We start from the raw sequence: 18,533 nt of genomic DNA on the forward strand, positions 1-18,533 counted from the left end.
GTTACTTCGACGAGAGTTTCCGCCAGCTGAACAACGCGATCACGAGTCCGACCAGCGCGGTGATCGGACCGATGATGGACCAGGTCGTGGTGTTGCTCATGGGGCTACCACCAAGCACTCCGAATCCCTGCAGCGCCCAGATCAGCCCGAACAGCGCGACGACCAACCCAAACGCGAACGTGGCGACGAAAGTCCTTCTCATATATGGATGCTAAGCCCAGGTATCAAGGACCCGCGAAGTCACCGACGGCCGTCATCTTGTTGCCATCCGAGGCGGTGGCGAAGCCGGCCGCGGTGAACGCGCAGTTCAGGATGATCGCTCGGTGCGCGGGACTTTGCATCCACATGTCCAGCGCCAGGTTCGGGTTCGCAGCGGATCCGGTGCCCCAGTAGACGATCTCACCGGTGTAGGTGGGCCGGTAGCCCGCATCGGTGATACGCACCTGCGGTGACGAGCCGTCGGATCCGATATGGCCGCCCACACCGTTTTTCAGCATGTCGTCGGCGTGCCGCTGCGCCGCGACCGTCAAGCGCGGGTCATCACCGAGCGCCCCGCATGTGTCGCGAACCCGGCTGACGCCGCTGTACACCGCGGCCCCCGAGTCGTCCGCGCGCGCGGCGGAACCAGCAACTGTGCCGAGCGCCGTAGTGCAGACAGTGCAGATCGAGAAGGCGGCGACGATCGTGACTTTCCTCGTCATGTTGCCTCTTGCCACGCGCTCGCGTCGTTAGTTAGCAAACAAATGCTATCCACTTTCGACAATGAAATGTCGAGAATCGGCGCGAAGTTTCGAGACGGCTATCAGCGCGCGCCGACGAAATCGCGGAACTTCTGCGGTACCGCGGATGCCTCGACCTTCGTCAAGAAGTCGGGCGTCGTGATGGCGCTGTAGGTTTCCTCGCCGACGATGAAACCCTCGGCATCGAACGGCCACACGATCAGCATGCGCAACCTCAGGACGTAGAAGCCCTCTTGATCGTCGACGGGAAAGCCCCTCGATGCCGCGTCAGCGCCGTAGTAGAGGGAGCGGAAACAGCCTTCGGTGACGATCGCGTCGTCGTCGACGACGATTCGGTCCATATCGAACTCGAGGTGCCACTGGCCGCCTTTCACGATCGTGTCCTCGTAGAAGGTCCGAACCGCTTGCCGCCCCACCGGGCTCATGTCCGCGGGTGCGCCCCACGCGACGTAACGCGGGTTCGGGGCCAACGTTGACATGACGCGGTCGAGATCCTGCTCGGCCTCGCCCTTGGCGTGATCCAGCAGCCGGTTGAGCATCAGGACATGCCGTGGATTGGTCGTCTTGGCGATCCGCTCTTCGATAAGCCGGAAAGTCTTGGTCGGATCGATGAGGTCGGTCATGTCGTTCCTTCCCGCGGGCCGCCTGCCGAATTTTTCCACGCCGGCGCCAGACGCTGGGGCTTCCGTCCCACTGGGCGGAAGCGGCTGCTCGAGTGTGCGCTGAGGGCGACCTAGACGCACATCCGCGACCCAGGTCGCACACTCGACGCCTGGACCCTTGCCAAACGGATAGGAAACCCTTCCCTTTCGGGAGTGGAATCTGGCTTTGCGGGTGATTACCAAACCATCGCGCATCGCCGAGCATTTCAGTCATGACATTGATGACCGCACCGCCCAACACCGACATCCTCAGCGACGCCGAACTGGCCCGCGCTGCCGCAGCGGGCGATCGTGCGGCGTTGGCGGGCCTCTACAACCGCTACGCCGGACCGCTGCATGCCTATTGCGCCGGGATGGTGCGCGATCAGCACACGGCCTCCGACTGCGTGCAAGAGGTCTTCTGCATCGCCGCGGCCGAGTTGCCGAAGCTGCGCGACGCGGAGAAGCTGCGGCCGTGGCTCTATGCCATCGCCCGCCGCAGGGCGCTGCGGGTGCTGTCCGAACGCCGCCGCGAACGCGCGTTCGACGAGTTGCCGGACAACGCGGCGACCGGCCCGGGGCCATTTACGTTGACGGCCCAGAATGAGCTCGCTCAACTGGTCGCGCGTGCGGCCGAGGGTCTGTCAGAGCGCGACCGCCACGTGCTGGAGCTTGTCTACCGCCGCGGGATGACCGGCATCGACCTCGCGCACACGCTGGGCATCAGCTACGACTCGGCCAAGAAACTGCTGCAGCGGCTGCGCGACACCGTCGAACGCTCATTGGGTGCGCTGTTGGTGGCCCGGCGCGCCACCCAGAACGGGTGCCCGCAGCTCGCCGCGGACCTGGCCGGGTGGGACCAACAGTTCACGGTCCTGATGCGGAAACGCATTGCGCGCCATATCGACTCGTGCGACACATGCGACGAATACCGCCGTCGCGTCCTCAACGCCGTCGCCATGCTCGGCGGCGGGATGCTCGAAAAGGTGTCCTCATGACGACGCGGCCCGACAACCCGACCGACGGCTCACTACCGCTGCGGACGGCGATCACGCAACATGGCCCGGTTGACGGCCCCGAGCCGGACGGCCGCGTTGGCCAGCCGGACTCGGCGGTCCCCTTCTGCGTGGATCCCGAATTTGTCGTACAGGTGCTGCAGATGCTGTTTGACCGCTGCCTCGGTCACATATAGCTCCTGGGCGATCCGACGGACCGACGCAGGCTCGGGAAACGGGTCGTCGGTGACGAAGGGACGACACAGGACCTTGAGGACCTCGAGTTCGCGCGGCGTCATCCGCGGCGGTCGCAGGATGGATTTACCGGTTTCCGTTTCTTGATCATGCGGTGCTTCGTCGGCTTCGGCGCCCATCCAGAAGACCAACCGCGAACTGCCGAGCCGAAGTTCGTCGCCCGACCGCAGGATGCGTTCCGCGGCGATCTTTTCGCCGTTGACGTAGGTGCCGTTGCGGCTACCCAGGTCCCGCACGGACCAGGCCTGCCCGAAATTCTCCAGGACGGCGTGTACGCGCGACACCGTCGGGTCGTGTTCGAGCGCCACGGCGTTGGTTAAGGCCTTGCCGAGGGTCGCTCGTTGACCGCTCAGCGCGATGAGCTCCCGTCCGGATGGTTTCCAGACTTCCAAATGGGAAGACATACAGACCTCCTATCAGCCCATTCTGACGCTCACGAGCTCGCTCATGCGCTAAGGGCGCCAAAATGGCCCAATCCGCGCCTTGGACGACCACGCAAAGCCCAGGCCTCGACGCCCGCGGCGGCAACTTTGCATTGATTGCATAGATAGCATTGACAGCGGGCAAAAACCGACCATAGTCATCAGGTATGGCGCTGCTGCCAGACCCAGATCCACGGCGGCGACAGCACGCGGTGATCTCGGTCGACGACCACGTCATCGAGCCGCCGGACATGTTCGTCGGCAGGCTTCCCGCCGCGCTGGCCGACCGCGCACCGCAAGTCGTCGAGACCGACGACGGGCGCCAGGTGTGGCGCTACGAGGACCGCGAGTACCCGAACATCGGGCTCAACGCGGTGATCGGGCGGCCGCACGAGGAGTGGAGCATGGAGGCCGCCCGCTTCGACGAGATGCGGCGCGGCTGTTGGGATATCGACGCCCGCATCGCCGACATGGACCTCGCGGGCATCTGGGCGTCGTTGAACTTCCCGTCCCTGATCGCCGGTTTCGCCGGAACCGTGTTCTGGAAGAGCGACGATCTGGAGCTGGGGCTGGCGACGCTGCGGGCCTGGAATGACTGGCACCTCGAGGTGTGGGCCGGGAGCTACCCGGAACGGATCATCCCGCTGCAGCTGCCGTGGCTCGCCGACCCGCAGCTGGCGCCCGAGGAGATACGACGCAACGCCGCGCGCGGCTTCAAGGCGGTGAGCTTCCCCGAGCTGCCCGCGCAATGCGGCCTCCCCAGCCTGCACAGCGGCGTCTGGGATCCCTTCTTCGCCGCCTGCGAGGAGACGAACACGGTCGTGTGCCTGCATACGGGTTCCGCACAATGGGCGCCGATTCCCGCCCCGGACACCCCGTTCGAGACGATCACCACGCTCTTCCCGGTCAACGGCCTGGTCGCCTGCGCCGACATGCTCTGGTCCGGCATACCGGTGCGGTATCCGCGCCTGAACTTCACGCTGGCCGAGGGCGGGCTGGGCTGGGCGGCCATGCTCGGCGACCGGGCCGATTACGTTCTGGCGCACTCGGCTTCGGGACATGAGGGCGGAGCGTGGCAGGGCGACCTGCTGCCCAGCGAGGTGCTGCGCCGCAACTTCTGGTTCTGCTCGATCGACGACCCGCACGCGTTCGGCGCGCTGGACGCGATCGGAACCGAGCGGATCCTCGTCGAGAGCGACTATCCGCACGCCGACTCCACCTGGCCCGACACGCAACAAGTCGTGGCGCGCAACGTCGCCGGCCTTTCGGCGGACGACGCGGCCCGAATCACCCATCGCAACGCGGCACAGCTGTTCCGCCACCCGCTTCCCGACGACGGGTGGCTGGCCGCGGTAGTGTAGGAGGCTCCCAATGCTGGACCTGTTGATACGCGACGCCGAGATCGTCGACGGCACCGGCGCACCCGCCCGCCACGGCGACGTCGGCGTGAGCAACGGCCGGATCGTCGCGGTCGGTGAGGTCGATGATCTAGCAGCGAAAACCGTTGATGCCCAAGGGCAGACGCTCGCGCCGGGCTTCGTCGACCTGCACACCCACTACGACGCGCAGCTGTTCTGGGACCCGACCGCGAGCCCGTCGGTGCAGCACGGGGTCACCACGGTCTTCGGCGGCAACTGCGGATTCACGCTGGCGCCCGCGGCATCCGACCAGCACGACTACCTCACCCGCATGCTCGCGCGGGTGGAGGGGATGCCGCTGGACGCGCTGCGGGCCGGGCTCGACTGGGGATGGGCATCTTTCGGCGACTGGCTGAACCGCCTCGAGGGCGGCATCGCCGTCAACGCCGGCTTCCTGGTCGGTCACTCGGCGCTGCGGCTGGCGGCGATGGGCGACGACGCCTTAAGCGGCGAGGCGACGCCCGAGCAGATCGAGAACATGGTCGCGGTCCTGCACGACGCGCTCGCCGCCGGGGCGCTCGGACTCTCCACGAGCCAGTCGCCGACCCACAACGACGGCTCCGGCCAGCCGGTGCCGTCGCGTGGTGCGTCGCGCGACGAGCTGGTAGCGCTGGCGGCCGGCCTGCGCGACCATCCGGGCACCACGCTCGAGGCCATCATCGCCGGCTGCCTGTCCGGCTTCACCGACGAGGACATCGCGCTGCTCACCGACATGTCGAAAGCCGCCGACCGGCCGCTGAATTGGAACCTGCTGGGCGTGTCGGCGGCGAACCCGGACGGGCACCAGAGGCAGTTGCGGGCCTACGAGGCCGCGGCTCAACGCGGCGGCCGGGTGGTGGCGCTGACCCTGCCGCAAGCGATGAAGATCCGGCTGTCGTTCCTGTCCGGCTTCGTGCTCGACGGGCTGCCGGGCTGGCGCGACACGATGCATCTGCCCGTGCCGGAACGCCTTGCCGCACTTGCCGATCCGCAGGTGCGTCGCCTGCTGGCCGACGGCGCCGCATCGAAGGAGGCGGGTATGCTGCGCGGCCTGGCCCAATGGGATCGGCTGATCATCGTCGAGACGTTCGCCCCCGAGAACGCCGATGCGACGGGTCGCAGCGTCGGCGAGGTGGCCGCCGCTCGCGGTGGTGAGCCCTTCGACACGTTGCTGGACATCGTGATCGCCGACGAGCTGCGCACCGGGCTCAGCCCGCCGCTGACTGGCGACGACAGCGCGGACTGGCGCTTGCGCGCCGAGGTGTGGCGCCACCCGGGCGCGGTGATCGGCGGCTCGGACGCCGGAGCCCACCTGGACATGATGTGCGGGGCGATCTACACCACGGCGCTGCTGGGCCGCGGCGTCCGCGAGCATCAGGTGGTGACGCTCGAGGAAGCCGTCCGGTTGATCACCGACGTGCCGGCCCGGTTCTACGGGCTGACCGAACGCGGCCGCATCGCGCCCGGCTGGCACGCCGACCTAGTGATGTTTGATCCCGCGACCATCGACCACGGCCCCGAGCGCACCCGCTACGACCTGCCCTCGGGCGCGCCCCGGCTGGTCGCCGACGCCCACGGCATCACCTCGGTGCTCGTCGGCGGTGTGGAGGTATGCCACGACGGCGCCGCCACCGGCGCCATGCCCGGCACGGTGCTGCGCTCCGGACGTGACACCCAGACGGTCACGGCCTCATGAGCCACGTGACCGACGAATTCGACCCGGCCGAGCTGCAAACCGGGCTGCTCATGCAGGTCGAAAACGTGCACGAGCGGCTGCGCGAGGCCCGTGAGCGGCACCGCGTGATGTGCGGAAATCCCTTCGGGGAGACCAGTTCCGGGCAGGTTGGCGAGCTCGGGGTAACCGTGCTCGGTTACGACGAATGCCAGACCGTGCTCACGCATCCCGACACCTTCTCGTCGTCGATCTACGACCAGATCATGGGCCCGGTCATGGGCCGCACCCTGCTCGAACTCGAGGGAGCCGAGCATCGGGCCAGCCGGGCCCTGGTTTCGCCGTCGTTCCGCACGGTGTTGCTGGAGCGGTGGCGCGGCGAGCTGGTGGAGGTGGTGGTCCACGAGCTGATCGACCGGTTCGCGCCGCGCGGGCGGGCCGAGCTGGCCCGCGAATTCACCTTCGCGTTTCCCGTCCAGGTCATCGCCCGGATCATGGGGCTGCCGCGGGAGGACTATCTGCGCTTTCAGCGACTGTCGATCGAGTTGCTCAATGTTGTCTACGACTGGGATCGGGGCGTCGCCGCGTCCGCTGCGCTGAAGGCCTATTTCGCGGAGGTCCTCGCCGAGCGGCGCCGCCGCCCACAGGACGATCTGATCAGCACGCTGGCGGAGTCGGAGATCGACGGCACGCGCCTCACCGACGACGAGATCTTCGCGTTCTTGCTGCTGATCCTGCCCGCGGGCGTCGAGACCACCTACCGGGCGTCGGGCAACCTGCTGGTCGCGCTGCTCACGCAGCCGGCGCTGCTGGATGCGCTGCGTGCGGACCGCGGCATGCTCCGCGGCGCCTTCGAGGAAGCGTTGCGCTGGGAGCCACCGATCACCACGGTGGTGCGGCGAGCGGTCCGCGACTGCGAGCTGGGCGGGGTCGCGATCCCGGCGGGCACGCACGTCAGCGTCAGCGTCGCGGCCGCCAATCGGGACCCTGCGCGCTACCCGGACCCGGACCGATTCGATCCCACCCGCAGGAACATCGCCCACCTGACGTTCGGCGGCGGCCCGCATCTCTGCCTGGGCATGCATCTCGCGCGGATGGAAGCGATCGTGGCTATCGACGCGCTGCTGAATCGGCTGCCGGACTTGCGGCTGGACTCCTCCGCTCCGACACCACACATCGTGGGCGTGGCGTTCCGATCGCCGGCGACACTGCCCGCCGAGTTCACGCCCGCCTAGCGCCGCCTATTTGCGCGCCAGCGCGTGCCACGCCATGTCGGCGATGGCCTCGCAATAGCGGTCGTCGACGGGCACGTCGGAGTAGAGGACACGAACATTGAGCGGCGCCATCACGATCTGCACCGCGGCCAGCGTGTTGACGCCCTCGCGCAATTCACCACGTTCCCTGGCACGGTCAATGACCGTGCGGCCGAGTGCAAAACGCGCCCGCCACAACATCCTTCGGGTCTCCTCGTCGTGATGTCCACCATGGTCCATGGCCAAGGCCCGCAGAAACGTGCGGCCCTGCTCGGTGTTGATCCGATCGGTCAGCTTCCGGGCCAACATCAGCAGGTCTCCGCGCAGCGAGCCGGTGTCCGGCACCGAACTGAAGGTCTCCGCATCGGCAAGGGCCGCATCGACGATCAGTCGTTGCCGGTCGCCCCAGTAGCGCTGGATCATTGCGGGATCGAGGTGGTGACGCTCGGCCATGGCCTCGATGCTGAACCGCTCGACACCCCAGCGGGCCAACTCGTCGAGCGCGGCCGGCATCACCCGCGCCCGGATGTCGGCCGGAACAGGCTCATCGAGTGATCGAGACGGCTGCATCGATGTCTCCCTACCGCCTAAAGATAGCCGGTTTGGTTCACCAGCCGCACCGAAGAAGCGCCGTCGGAATAGAACTCGGCGATGCTCAGCGACGCGAGGTCGAGATGCAGCCGATACAGAATACCCGGCCCGGCGTCCAAAGCCAGACGCAGCAGCATCTTGATCGGCGTCACATGCGACACCACCAGCACCGTCGCGCCCTCGTGCGCCGCGACGATCCGGTCCCGAACCCGGCACACTCGATCCAGCACGCGATCGAAGCTCTCGCCGTCTGGCGGCATCGTGCTGGTGTCACGCAACCAGCGGCGGTGCAGCTCCGGATCATGTTGGGAGGCCTCGGCGAAAGTCAGCCCCTCCCAGGCCCCGAAGTCGGTCTCGATCAAATCGTCGTCGACGGTGACATCCAGGCCCAGCGCTTTGGCGGCCGTCGCCGCCGTGTCGTAGGCGCGTTGCAGCGGGGACGACAGCACGGCGGCTATCCCGCCGCGCTCCGCCAAATATCGCGCCGCGGCCTGCGCCTGCCGGCGCCCCACCTCGGTCAGCGCCGGGTTGCCGCGCCCCGAATATCGCCGCTCCACCGACAGCTCGGTCTGCCCGTGCCGCAACAACAGCAGGCGGGTCGGGGTGCCGCGGGCGCCGGTCCACCCCGGCGCCGTCGACGCTTGGGCCGTAACGGTTTTCGCGGGTTCGACCACCGACGGTTCCTCGGACTCGATGCCGGCCGCGGCGTCCATCGCCTCGTTGGCCAACCGATCCGCATGGGTGTTGCGGGCGCGCGGGACCCACGTGTAGCTGATCCTTTCGAACCGCGCTGCCAGCTGTCGGGCCTGGGCGTGCAGCTCGATGAGGTCGGGGTGCTTGACTTTCCACCGCCCCGACATCTGCTCGACCACCAGCTTGGAATCCATGAAGACGGTGGCCTCGGTGGCCCCCAGCTTCGCGGCGTCGTCCAAACCGGCTATCAGGGCCCGGTATTCGGCGACATTGTTGGTGGCCCGGCCGATGGCCTGCTTGGTCTGGGCAAGCACAGCCGAGCGGTCTTCGGCCAGCACCACCGCGCCGTATCCGGCCGGCCCGGGATTGCCACGCGACCCGCCGTCGGCTTCGATGACGACTTTCACTGCTCGAATCCCTTGACCCGCAACAGGATCGCACCGCATTCCGGGCACCGCACCAGTTCGTCCTCGGCGGCCGCCGAGATGCGCGACAGCTCACCGCGGCCGATCTCGATCCGGCACGCGCCGCAGCGGTGACCCAGCAACGGCCCGGCACCCGGCCCGCCCCCGGCACGCTGCCGCTCGTACAGCGCCGTCAGCGCGGGGTCCAGCGCCGCGGTCAACGTGTCGCGCCGCGACGAATGCTGCTGGCGGGCCTCGTCTATTTCGGCCAGCTCAGCATCCAGTTCCCGCTGGACGCTGACCAGGTCGGCCTGCAACGCCTCGATCGCCCGCTGCTCGGTGGCCAGCTGCGCCTGCAACTCCTCGCGGCGCTCCATCACCTCCAGCAGCGAATCTTCCAGGCTGGTCTGGCGCCGCACCAGCGTCTCCAATTCGTGCTGCAGATCCGACAATTGCTTCGCATCGGCCGCACCCGATTTGAGCAATGCGCGATCGCGGTCTTCGCGCTGGCGGACGGCCTCGATCTCGGACTCGAGTCGCGAGACCTGGGCGTCCAAGTCCTCCACGGCGATTCGGATAGCGGCCAGCCGGTCGCTGGCGGCCTCGTGCTCGGACTGCATCCGCGCGTACGCCTCCCGCTGCGGCAGATGCGACGCGCGGTGCGCAATCCGGGACAGCTCGGCGTCTAGCTTCGACAACTCGAGTAGCGAAAGCTGCTGCGCTACTTCGGCTTTCATGAACCATCTCCCCCAAGATTCCATGGGTCGGTGCGCAGGGTGCTGACCCGCACCGGCAACTCCGCACCGAAACGGGACCGCAGCAGGTCGGCGGCCTGCTCGCACCACGGGAATTCGCTGGCCCAATGCGCGACGTCGATCAGGGCGACGTCCGAGGCCCGGCGATGCTCGTCGGCCGGATGATGCCGCAGATCGGCCGTGACATAGGCCTGCACGCCCGCGCCCGCCGCGGCGGCTAGCAGCGAGTCTCCGGCGCCGCCGCACACGGCGACCCGCCTCACCGCCGTGTCGGGGTCCCCCGCGGCGCGCACACCCGAGGACGTCTGCGGCAGCGCCCCGGCGACGCGGGAGACGAAGGCGCGCAAAGGTTCCGGTTGTGGCAGCGTGCCGATGCGGCCCAACCCGGCGTCGCCGGGCGGGGGCACCAGCGCGAAGATGTCGAACGCGGGCTCCTCGTAGGGGTGGGCGGCGCGCATCGCCGCCAGCACCGCCGCCCGGGCGCACGCGGGCGCGACGACCTCGAACCGGTCCTCCTCCACCCGCTCGACCGTGCCGACGCTGCCCACCGCGGGCGTCGCCCCCTCGTGCGGCAGGAACTGCCCGATGCCGCTGACGCTCCAGCTGCAGTGCGAGTAGTCGCCGATGTGGCCGGCGCCCGCGTCGAACACGGCCGCCCGCACCGCGTCCGCGTTCTCGCGCGGCACGTAGATGACCCACTTGTCGAGATCGCCCGCCAGGGACAACGGCTCGAGCACCGCCTCGACGGTGAGGCCGAGCGAGTCGGCCAGCGCGTCGGACACGCCCGGCGACGCCGAGTCGGCGTTGGTGTGCGCGGTGAACAGCGAACGCCCGCTTCGGATCAGCCGGTGCACGAGCGCGCCCTTCGGGGTGCTGGCCGCGACCGTATCCACCCCGCGCAGCAGGAGCGGGTGATGGGCCAGCAGCAGGCCGCCGTCGGGAACTTCGTCGACGACCTCTCGCGTGGCGTCGACGGCGACAGTCACCGAGTCCAGCGCATCGTCGGGGTCGCCGCACACCAGGCCAACCGAATCCCACGGCTGGGCAAGCCGCGGCGGATAGGCCTCGTCCAGCACCTCGATGACATCGGCCAGCCGCACGCTCACGGCCGCACCTCGTCGATCGTCTCGACCAACCGCGGCCATTCGGGACGCACCGCCGCCCGCAGATACTCCTCGCCTAGGCCCACGAAGGTGTCGCACCGGCGTATCGCAATCCCCTTGTGCTGCAGATGCTTTCGCAGTGCGACTGCATCCGGCCTACGGAACAGGACGAACGGCGCCCTGCCGTCGACCACCTCGGCACCCACCGATGTCAGACCGGCCACCATCTGTGAACGCAGCCGCGCCAGCCGGAGCGCATCGGCCGCCGCGTCGGCGACGGCTTCCGCGGCGCAGCACGCCGCGATGGCGGTCAGCTGCAGCGTGCCCACCGGCCAGTGCGCACGCCGGGCGGTCAGCCGCGCCAACACATCCGGCGGGCCGAGGGCGTATCCCACCCGCAATCCGGCCAGCGCCCAGGATTTGGTCAGGCTGCGCAGCACCACCACGTCGGGCAGCGCGTCGCCGGCCAGCGACTCCGGCTCACCCGGAACCGAGTCGGCGAACGCCTCGTCGACCACCAGAATGCGGCCGGGCCGGCGCAACGCCAGCAGCCGCTCGCGGGTGTGCAGCACCGAGGTGGGATTGGTCGGATTGCCCACCACCACCAGGTCGGCGTCGTCGGGCACGAATACCCCATCCAAACCGAACGGCGGCTCGAGCACGACGTGATGCACCGGCACCCCGGCGGCGGTCAGCGCCACCGCCGGCTCGGTGAACGACGGCGCGACGATCACCGCCCGCGCCGGACGCAGGTTGGGCAGCAACGCGAACCCCTCCGCCGCACCGGCCAGCGGCAGCACCTCGTCGCGCGCCCGGCCATGGCGCTCGGCGACGGCGTCTTGCGCCGCGTGCAGGTCCTCGATGCCGGGATAGCGCGCCAGATCCGGCAGCCGCGCGGCAAGCCGCCCTATCAGCCATTCCGGCGGTTGCGCATGACGAACGTTGACGGCGAAATCCAGCATCCCCGGCGCGACGGCCTGATCACCGTGGTAGCGCCCGGCACCAAGCGGGCTCGGATCCAGACTCGCCATCAGTGAAACACTAGTGCGCCGCCACGGGAGCGTGGCGGGGAACACCGTCACACCAGCACATGCCCATCTAGGACAATGGTGACGTGACAGGCACAGTCCCGGCCGATTGCACGGCGCCGCAGCTGGTGATCTTCGATCTCGACGGCACCCTCACCGATTCCGCCGAAGGGATCGTCGCGAGCTTCCTGCACGCGCTGAGCCACATCGGCGCCCCGGTGCCCGAGGGCGACCTGGCCGCGCAGATCGTCGGCCCGCCGATGGACGACACGTTCCGCGCGATGGAGCTCGGCGAGCACGCCGACGCGGCGATCGCGGCCTTCCGCGCCGAGTACGGCGCCCGGGGCTGGGCGATGAACACGTTGTTCGACGGGATTGCCACCCTGCTGGCTGATCTGCACGCCGCCGGTGTCCGGCTGGCGGTGGCCACCTCGAAGCTGGAACCGACGGCGCGACGCATCCTCGCCCATTTCGAGCTCGACCGGTATTTCGATGTCATCGCCGGGGCGAGTCCCGACGGATCGCGCAAGACCAAGGAGGAGGTGCTGGCGCACGCGCTGGAGCAGCTGCGGCCGCTGCCCGGCCGGGTGCTGATGGTCGGCGACCGCAGCCACGACGTGGACGGCGCGGCCGCGCATGGGATCGACGCCGTGGTGGTGGGCTGGGGCTACGGGCGGGCGGACTTCGCGGAAACGGGCGCGCCCGCCGTCGGCGTGACGCACGCCGCCACCATCGCCGAACTGCGGAGGGCGTTGGGTGTCTAAACCGCTGCACGTCACCTTCGTCTGCACGGGCAACATCTGCCGCTCGCCGATGGCCGAGAAGATGTTCGCCGAGCAGTTGCGGCGGCGCGGTCTGGGCGACGCGGTGCGGGTGACGAGTGCGGGCACCGGCGACTGGCACATCGGCAGCTGCGCCGACGAGCGAGCCGCCCGGGTGCTGCGCGCGCACGGCTATTCCACCGACCACTGCGCGGCCCAATTTGGCACTGATCATTCGGCGGCCGACCTGGTGGTGGCGCTGGGCCGCAACCATGTCTGGATGTTGCAGCAGCTGGGAGTCGAGGAGAGCCGGATCCGACTGCTGCGGTCGTTTGACCCGCGCTCGGGCGCCTATGTCCCCGACGTCGACGACCCCTACTACGGCGACCACGCGGACTTCGAAGAAGTCTTTGCCGTGATCGAGGCCGCCCTCCCCGGCCTGCACGAGTGGGTCGACGAGCAACTGGCGCGAAACGGGCACGGTTGATGCCCCGCTTGGCGTTCTTGCTGCGGCCCGGCTGGATAGTGCTGGCGCTGGTCGTGATCGCCTTCACCTACTTGTGCTTCATGGTGCTCGCGCCGTGGCAGCTGGGGAAGAACACCCGCACGTCGCGGGAAAACCACCAAATCGAGTATTCCCTCAACACCGCCCCCGTTCCGCTGAAAACATTGTTACCGCAACAGGATTCGTCGGCCCCGGATGCGCAATGGCGCAGGGTGACGGCAACCGGCCACTATCTGGCCGATGTTGCGGTGCTGGCCCGGCTGCGGGTCGTCGAGGCCGAGCAGGCGTTCGAGGTGCTGGTGCCGTTCGTCGTCGACGACGGGCCCACCGTCCTGGTGGACCGCGGCTACGTGCGACCCGAGGAGGGTTCGCATGTGCCGCCGATCCCCCGGCCGCCGGCTGAGACCGTGAGCATCACGGCACGCCTGCGCGATTCGGAGCCCCTCGTGCAGGGCAAAGACCCCTTCACCAGAGACGGCTTCCAGCAGGTGTATTCGATCAACACCCAACAGGTTTCGGCGCTGACCAAAGTCCCGCTGGCCGGCTCGTATCTTCAGTTGGTCGAAAACCAACCCGGCGGGCTCGGCGTGATCGGAGTGCCGCGCCTGGACGCAGGGCCGTTCCTGTCCTACGGCATTCAGTGGATTTTGTTCGGCATCCTGGCGCCGATCGGGCTGGGCTATTTCGCCTATTCCGAGATCCGGGCCCGCCGTGCGGAAAAGCACCAAGCGCCCGTCACCGAAACCTCCGAAAGCCCGACGACCATCGAGGAGAAACTCGCCGACCGCTACGGCCGGCGACGCTGAAACGCTTTCAGTGTGCGCCGAGGGCGCCGTACGTACACACTCGACGCCGCTGACGCACACTCAATGCGATCACCCCAGCGGCCGCGGCCACCTGCACTGCCCGAGACAGTGTGACCGCGCGCCGCAGGTCCGCGACAGTGGGCTGCGGGCCGTCGCCCAGGGTCGGGCGGATCTGCAGCTCATGGCGGTACTGGGTGGGCCCGCCGAGCCGCACGCGCAGCGCACCCGCGAACGCGGCCTCGACCACACCGGCGTTGGGGCTGGGATGACGGGCCGCGTCCCGCCGCCATGCCCGCAGCGCGCCCGCCGTCGACCCGCTGACCAGCGGCGCGCACAACGCCACCAGCGCGGCGGTCACCCGGGCCCCCACGTAGTTGGCGACATCGTCCAAGCGCGCTGCGGCCCAACCGAACCGGATATAACGCGGGGAGCGGTGGCCGATCATCGAATCCAGGGTGTTGACGGCGCGGTACGCCAGCACCGCGGGCACGCCACCCGCCGTCGCCCACAGCAGCGGCACCACCTGGGCGTCGGACGTGTTTTCCGCGATCGATTCCAGCGCCGCGCGCGTCAAGCCCGGGCCGTCCAGCGCCGCCGGATCGCGCCCGCACAGCGACGGCAACAACCGTCGCGCGCCCTCGACATCGCCGCGTTCCAGCAGCCGCGACATCGCCGCGCCGGTGCGCGCCAACGACGTGCCGCCCAGCGATATCCAAGTAGCCGCGGCGGTGGCGGCGATCGGCCACGGGCCGCCCAGGCGCACCGCGGCCCTCTCGACCGCCGCCCCGAGCAGCGTTGCGGCGCCGACCATCAGCCCCACGTGCATCGCGCCGGCGAGCTTGCCGTCGCGGTAGGTGAGTCCCTCCACCCGCGCGGCCGCCGCGCCGAACAGCGCGACCGGATGCCCCCGCTCCGGGTCGCTCAGCGCGAGGTCGGCCAGATAGCCGGCCAGCACGCCGGCGACGCGGGTCCGAGTCGCAACCATTCCGGCAGCGTCTCACACGTGGTCTACTCGATTGCATGAGGCGAGTACCGCGATGAAGCGGCCCGCGACCCGGATCGCCGACCTGCTGAATCCGGCGGCGATGCTGTTACCGGCCGCCAATGTGATCATGCAGCTGTCGCTGCCGGGCGTCGGTTACGGCGTGCTGGAAAGCCCGGTGGATAGCGGCAACGTCTACAAGCATCCGTTCAAGCGGGCCCGCACCACCGGCACCTACCTGGCGGTGGCGACCATCGGCACCGAGTCCGATCGGGCGCTGATCCGCGATGCCGTCGACGTCGCACACCGGCAGGTGCGGTCGACATCGTCAAGCCCGGTGTCCTACAACGCGTTTGACCCCAAGTTACAGCTGTGGGTGGCCGCGTGTCTGTACCGCTATTTCATCGACCAGCACGAGTTTCTGCACGGCCCGCTTGACCTTCATGATCCAGCCACCGCCGACGCCGTCTACCGCGACGCGAAACGGCTGGGCACCACGCTGCAGGTGCCCGAGCGCATGTGGCCGCCGGACCGGGTCGCGTTCGACGAGTACTGGAAACGCTCGCTCGACGAACTGCGCATCGACCCGCCGGTGCGCGAGCATCTGCTCGGGGTGGCGTCGATGGCATTCCTGCCGTGGCCGGTGCGGGCGCTGGCGGGGCCTCTCAATTTGTTCGCGACGACGGGATTTCTGGCCCCCGAGTTTCGGGCGATGATGAAGCTGGACTGGTCGGAGCGCCAGCAGCGCCGATTCGAATGGCTGCTGACAGCCCTACGGCTGGCCGACCGATTGATCCCGCACCGGGCGTGGATCTTTGGATACCAGCTCTACTTGCGGGACATGCGATCTCGCGCGCGACGCGGCCGGCGCATCGTCTAGGGCTAGAGTCAGCGCATGGCCTTCCCCGCACTCAACCACGTCGCGATCACGGTGCGCGACCTCGAAGTAAGCAGTCCCTGGTACCGCCGCCTTCTCGGCTCCGACCCCCTCACCGACGAGCACGACGACGCCGGCTACCGGCATCAGGTGTGGTTGCTCGACGGCGGCACGGGGTTCGGCCTCCACCAGCACGACCGCCCGGCCCCCGAGGAGAAGTTCAGCGAACATCGCGTCGGCCTCGACCATGTCGCCTTCGGCTGCGCCAATCGCTCCGAGCTGGAGAACTGGGTCACGCGGCTGGACGAGCTCGGGATCGAGCACGGCGGCATCGTGGACGCGGAGTACGGCTCGGGCCTGAGTTTCCGCGACCCCGACGGCATCGCATTGGAATTCTTCGCGCTTCCGGGGTGACCCGTCAGCGCACGGTCGCAAAGAACGCGCGCAGGTCGTCGACGAACAGCTCCGGTTGTTCGAACGCGGCGAAATGCCCGCCGCGCGGCATGTCCGTCCAGTGGGTGATGTTGTAGACCGGCTCGCACCAGCTTCGCGGCGCCTTGAGCAGCTCATGCGGGAAAGCCGCTACGCCGGTTGGCAATTCGACCCGATCTATCTGCCCCCAGACCCGAAAGCTCTCCCAATACAGCCGCGCCGAGGAGGCGGCGGTTTCGGTCACCCAGTACACCATCACGTTGTCGAGCAGCTCGTCGCGGCTGAACACATTCTCGGGATGCCCGTCGCAATCCGACCAGGCCCAAAACTTTTCGACGATCCACGCCAGTTGCCCCACCGGCGAATCGACCAACCCGTAGCCCAGCGTCTGCGGCCGGGTCGACTGCTGCTTGGAATAGCCGGTGCCCCACTTGCGGTGCTCCGCCAGCGCGGCCATCGCAGCCTGCTCCTCCTCGGTGGGGTTCGCCAGCGCTTCGGGCGTCGGCCTGCCAAGCGGCATGTTCAGGTGAATGGCCGAGCAATGTCCGCCGTTTCGGCCGATCTGGTTGGTGACGGCCGCGCCCCAGTCGCCGCCCTGGGCGCCGTAGCGGTCGTAGCCCAGGCTGCTCATCAGCGTCTCCCACGCCGCGGCGATCTTCTCCACACCCCATCCGGTGCGGGTGGGCTTACCGGAGAAGCCGTATCCCGGAAGTGACGGGCAAACAACATGAAAGGCGTCTTCGGCGCGTCCCGACGCTGGATTGGTCAGCGGCTCAATGACCTTGTGGAACTCCACAATTGAGCCCGGCCAGCCATGCGTGATCACCAGCGGGAAGGCGTTCTCGTGCGGCGATCGTTGGTGGATGAAATGGATGTCCAGCCCGTCGATCTCGGTCACGAACTGGTCGAATCGGTTGAGCGCGGCTTCCCGCGACCGCCAGTCGTATTCGTTGGCCCAGTAGCCGGCGAGCTCCCGGGTGTAGGCCAACGGAATGCCCTGGCTCCAGTCGTCGACGCACTCGGCTTCAGGCCAGCGGGTGCGCGCCAAACGGGATCGCAGGTCGTCGAGAACGTCATCGGAAACGTCGATGCGAAACGGCTTCACCCGTTCATAGTGCCGCCGGGTCCGAAAGCCGCGTCACGGACCCCGACATCTCGGCTCACGCCGGCCCCCAATGCGAGGGCCGCTCGTCGCGGTTCGCCTGCGGACCGGGCGATCGTGAGTTTAGGGTTGACAAATGAACTGGATGACGTTAATAGGCAACGCGCTCGTACCTCTTGCGTCCGTGACTTCGAGCGCCGCCGTCGCGATCTTTACGAAGCGCATCGATGCCAGGAACAAGGAAGAAGACCGCCGCCACGAACGTGTGCTCGACTTCGAGAAGCGTGCGGCCGATGACAAGAAGGCCGTGTTGAAGGCCCTGATCTCCGCGACCATATACGTCAAACGCGCGGCCCAATACGAGGGGACCGGCACCGCCGAGGAGGTCGCCAACCAGCGGCGCGCCGAGGCCATCCGAGAGCTCTATGACTTCCGCATGCGCCTGGGACTCGACGACGGGATAGCCGAGCTGTTGGTCTACGCCGCACCACCGGTGCGCGACCTGGTAAGTCTCCTACTCGATGAGTGGGATCGTCAGTTCCGCGAGCACGGCTACTCGTTGACCCAATTGGATTCGTGCAAGCGGCAATTGGCGGCGAGCACGGCCTGCCCCGCCCCGCAGGAGGATCCCACCGTGTACTACGAGGGCGAACTCAAGTGGTCCGAGCTGAGGAAGCAGGAGACGGTGTTTCTGGACAGGCTGGGCAGGGAATCGGAGCTCGACCTCGATGCACTCGTGGACCTATGCGACCGCACCCTGGAGGCCGCGCACACGGACCTGCGCGGCGGCTACGGGCTCGACTACTGACACCAGGAATCGATGTCGCGACCCCCTCGAATTGCATGAAAAGCGAGACGCCCTCTGGTTCCCCCGAATAGCCTCGATCGGGGGCTGCGACCACAAAAGGAACATCATGGCCACCACCGATCGCCTCGACCGCAGCACTGAACCCAAACTGACAAAATCGGCCGCGAGAATCGTTCTCGCCGCTGGGTTGGGGATGGCTGTTACGGGCCTGACCGCGGCCTTGGCCAACGCAGACCCCGCACCACCCAGAGCGCCCATGTCGCCGGTGCCGGCGCCCATCTCCGGCAACCAAAACCGTTGCCGCTGAAAGG

Annotated in this window: 21 protein-coding genes; 10 read left to right on the plus strand and 11 right to left on the minus strand. The window is 68.2% G+C overall.

What is annotated here, in order from left to right:
- Position 1 precedes the first annotated feature (1 nt).
- From A5745_RS10045 to A5745_RS10055, 3 genes are all read right to left on the minus strand, one after another.
- Entirely contained in the window at positions 2–202 is a 201-nt protein-coding gene (locus A5745_RS10045) for a hypothetical protein (protein WP_076058474.1), read from the minus strand.
- A gap of 22 nt (positions 203–224) precedes the next feature.
- Positions 225–701, minus strand: a complete 477-nt coding sequence (locus tag A5745_RS10050) for a CAP domain-containing protein (protein WP_076115931.1) — start codon at positions 699–701, stop codon at positions 225–227.
- Between the two features lie 101 nt (positions 702–802).
- Entirely contained in the window at positions 803–1,363 is a 561-nt protein-coding gene (locus tag A5745_RS10055; protein WP_076115932.1) for a nuclear transport factor 2 family protein, read from the minus strand.
- Between the two features lie 251 nt (positions 1,364–1,614).
- Between A5745_RS10055 and A5745_RS10060 the strand changes: the two genes are divergently transcribed.
- The gene (locus A5745_RS10060; RefSeq protein ID WP_076115933.1) at positions 1,615–2,379 is read left to right on the plus strand and encodes an RNA polymerase sigma factor; all 765 of its coding nucleotides are present in this window, start codon (positions 1,615–1,617) and stop codon (positions 2,377–2,379) included.
- Between the two features lie 32 nt (positions 2,380–2,411).
- Here the strand turns inward: A5745_RS10060 and A5745_RS10065 are convergent, their stop codons facing one another.
- Positions 2,412–3,035: an FHA domain-containing protein gene (locus A5745_RS10065; protein WP_076115934.1), complete on the minus strand. Its 624-nt coding sequence runs from the start codon at positions 3,033–3,035 to the stop codon at positions 2,412–2,414.
- A 185-nt stretch (positions 3,036–3,220) separates the two neighbouring features.
- On the opposite strand from A5745_RS10065, the gene A5745_RS10070 reads away from it, so the two are divergent.
- From A5745_RS10070 to A5745_RS10080, 3 genes are read left to right on the plus strand one after another with little or no spacing between them, the layout of a single operon-like run.
- Positions 3,221–4,414, plus strand: coding sequence for an amidohydrolase family protein (locus A5745_RS10070; RefSeq protein WP_076115935.1), 1,194 nt, complete (start codon positions 3,221–3,223; stop codon positions 4,412–4,414).
- Between the two features lie 10 nt (positions 4,415–4,424).
- Positions 4,425–6,146 carry an amidohydrolase family protein gene (locus tag A5745_RS10075; RefSeq protein WP_076115936.1) on the plus strand — a complete coding sequence of 574 codons (1,722 nt, stop codon included), beginning with the start codon at positions 4,425–4,427 and terminating at the stop codon, positions 6,144–6,146.
- Entirely contained in the window at positions 6,143–7,357 is a 1,215-nt protein-coding gene (locus A5745_RS10080; protein WP_076058463.1) for a cytochrome P450, read from the plus strand. The genes A5745_RS10075 and A5745_RS10080 overlap by 4 nt, the downstream gene beginning before the upstream one ends.
- Before the next feature lie 6 nt (positions 7,358–7,363).
- Here A5745_RS10080 and A5745_RS10085 read toward each other — a convergent pair whose 3' ends face one another.
- The 5 genes from A5745_RS10085 to cobC are packed head-to-tail and all read right to left on the minus strand — an operon-like array spanning position 7,364 to position 11,952.
- Positions 7,364–7,945 carry a TetR/AcrR family transcriptional regulator C-terminal ligand-binding domain-containing protein gene (locus A5745_RS10085; protein ID WP_076115937.1) on the minus strand — a complete coding sequence of 194 codons (582 nt, stop codon included), beginning with the start codon at positions 7,943–7,945 and terminating at the stop codon, positions 7,364–7,366.
- A gap of 17 nt (positions 7,946–7,962) precedes the next feature.
- Complete coding sequence (locus A5745_RS10090) at positions 7,963–9,066, minus strand: bifunctional RNase H/acid phosphatase (RefSeq protein ID WP_076115938.1); 1,104 nt, start codon at positions 9,064–9,066, stop codon at positions 7,963–7,965.
- Complete coding sequence (locus tag A5745_RS10095; RefSeq protein ID WP_076115939.1) at positions 9,063–9,800, minus strand: zinc ribbon domain-containing protein; 738 nt, start codon at positions 9,798–9,800, stop codon at positions 9,063–9,065. Before A5745_RS10095 ends, A5745_RS10090 begins: the two co-directional genes overlap by 4 nt.
- Positions 9,797–10,924: a Nif3-like dinuclear metal center hexameric protein gene (locus tag A5745_RS10100; RefSeq protein ID WP_076115940.1), complete on the minus strand. Its 1,128-nt coding sequence runs from the start codon at positions 10,922–10,924 to the stop codon at positions 9,797–9,799. Before A5745_RS10100 ends, A5745_RS10095 begins: the two co-directional genes overlap by 4 nt.
- Positions 10,921–11,952 carry an Rv2231c family pyridoxal phosphate-dependent protein CobC gene (gene cobC, locus A5745_RS10105; RefSeq protein WP_076115941.1) on the minus strand — a complete coding sequence of 344 codons (1,032 nt, stop codon included), beginning with the start codon at positions 11,950–11,952 and terminating at the stop codon, positions 10,921–10,923. The genes A5745_RS10100 and cobC overlap by 4 nt, the downstream gene beginning before the upstream one ends.
- Before the next feature lie 83 nt (positions 11,953–12,035).
- On the opposite strand from cobC, the gene A5745_RS10110 reads away from it, so the two are divergent.
- The 3 genes from A5745_RS10110 to A5745_RS10120 are packed head-to-tail and all read left to right on the plus strand — an operon-like array spanning position 12,036 to position 14,021.
- Positions 12,036–12,713, plus strand: coding sequence for an HAD-IA family hydrolase (locus A5745_RS10110; RefSeq protein WP_175879801.1), 678 nt, complete (start codon positions 12,036–12,038; stop codon positions 12,711–12,713).
- The gene (locus A5745_RS10115) at positions 12,706–13,197 is read left to right on the plus strand and encodes a low molecular weight protein-tyrosine-phosphatase (RefSeq protein WP_076115942.1); all 492 of its coding nucleotides are present in this window, start codon (positions 12,706–12,708) and stop codon (positions 13,195–13,197) included. The genes A5745_RS10110 and A5745_RS10115 overlap by 8 nt, the downstream gene beginning before the upstream one ends.
- Positions 13,197–14,021 (plus strand): SURF1 family protein, encoded by an 825-nt coding sequence (locus A5745_RS10120; protein ID WP_076115943.1) that lies wholly within the window; start codon positions 13,197–13,199, stop codon positions 14,019–14,021. Before A5745_RS10115 ends, A5745_RS10120 begins: the two co-directional genes overlap by 1 nt.
- Before the next feature lie 7 nt (positions 14,022–14,028).
- Here A5745_RS10120 and A5745_RS10125 read toward each other — a convergent pair whose 3' ends face one another.
- A complete protein-coding gene (locus tag A5745_RS10125; protein WP_076115944.1) occupies positions 14,029–15,006 on the minus strand; it encodes a cobalamin biosynthesis protein in 978 nt (325 codons plus the stop codon).
- 52 nt (positions 15,007–15,058) lie between these two features.
- Here A5745_RS10125 and A5745_RS10130 point away from each other — a divergent pair, with 52 nt between their 5' ends.
- Together A5745_RS10130 and A5745_RS10135 are read left to right on the plus strand one after the other, a co-directional pair.
- Positions 15,059–15,883 carry an oxygenase MpaB family protein gene (locus A5745_RS10130; protein WP_076058397.1) on the plus strand — a complete coding sequence of 275 codons (825 nt, stop codon included), beginning with the start codon at positions 15,059–15,061 and terminating at the stop codon, positions 15,881–15,883.
- Positions 15,884–15,898: 15 nt separating this feature from the next.
- The gene (locus A5745_RS10135; RefSeq protein ID WP_076058396.1) at positions 15,899–16,294 is read left to right on the plus strand and encodes a VOC family protein; all 396 of its coding nucleotides are present in this window, start codon (positions 15,899–15,901) and stop codon (positions 16,292–16,294) included.
- Between the two features lie 4 nt (positions 16,295–16,298).
- On the opposite strand, the gene A5745_RS10140 is transcribed toward A5745_RS10135, so the two are convergent.
- Positions 16,299–17,417 (minus strand): epoxide hydrolase family protein, encoded by a 1,119-nt coding sequence (locus A5745_RS10140; RefSeq protein WP_076058394.1) that lies wholly within the window; start codon positions 17,415–17,417, stop codon positions 16,299–16,301.
- Between the two features lie 181 nt (positions 17,418–17,598).
- Here A5745_RS10140 and A5745_RS10145 point away from each other — a divergent pair, with 181 nt between their 5' ends.
- The gene (locus A5745_RS10145) at positions 17,599–18,222 is read left to right on the plus strand and encodes a hypothetical protein (protein WP_254848541.1); all 624 of its coding nucleotides are present in this window, start codon (positions 17,599–17,601) and stop codon (positions 18,220–18,222) included.
- The last annotated feature ends 311 nt before the right edge of the window (positions 18,223–18,533 follow it).

The sequence above is a fragment of the Mycobacterium sp. IS-2888 genome, assembly GCF_001954215.1.
Classification (GTDB): Bacteria; Actinomycetota; Actinomycetes; order Mycobacteriales; family Mycobacteriaceae; genus Mycobacterium.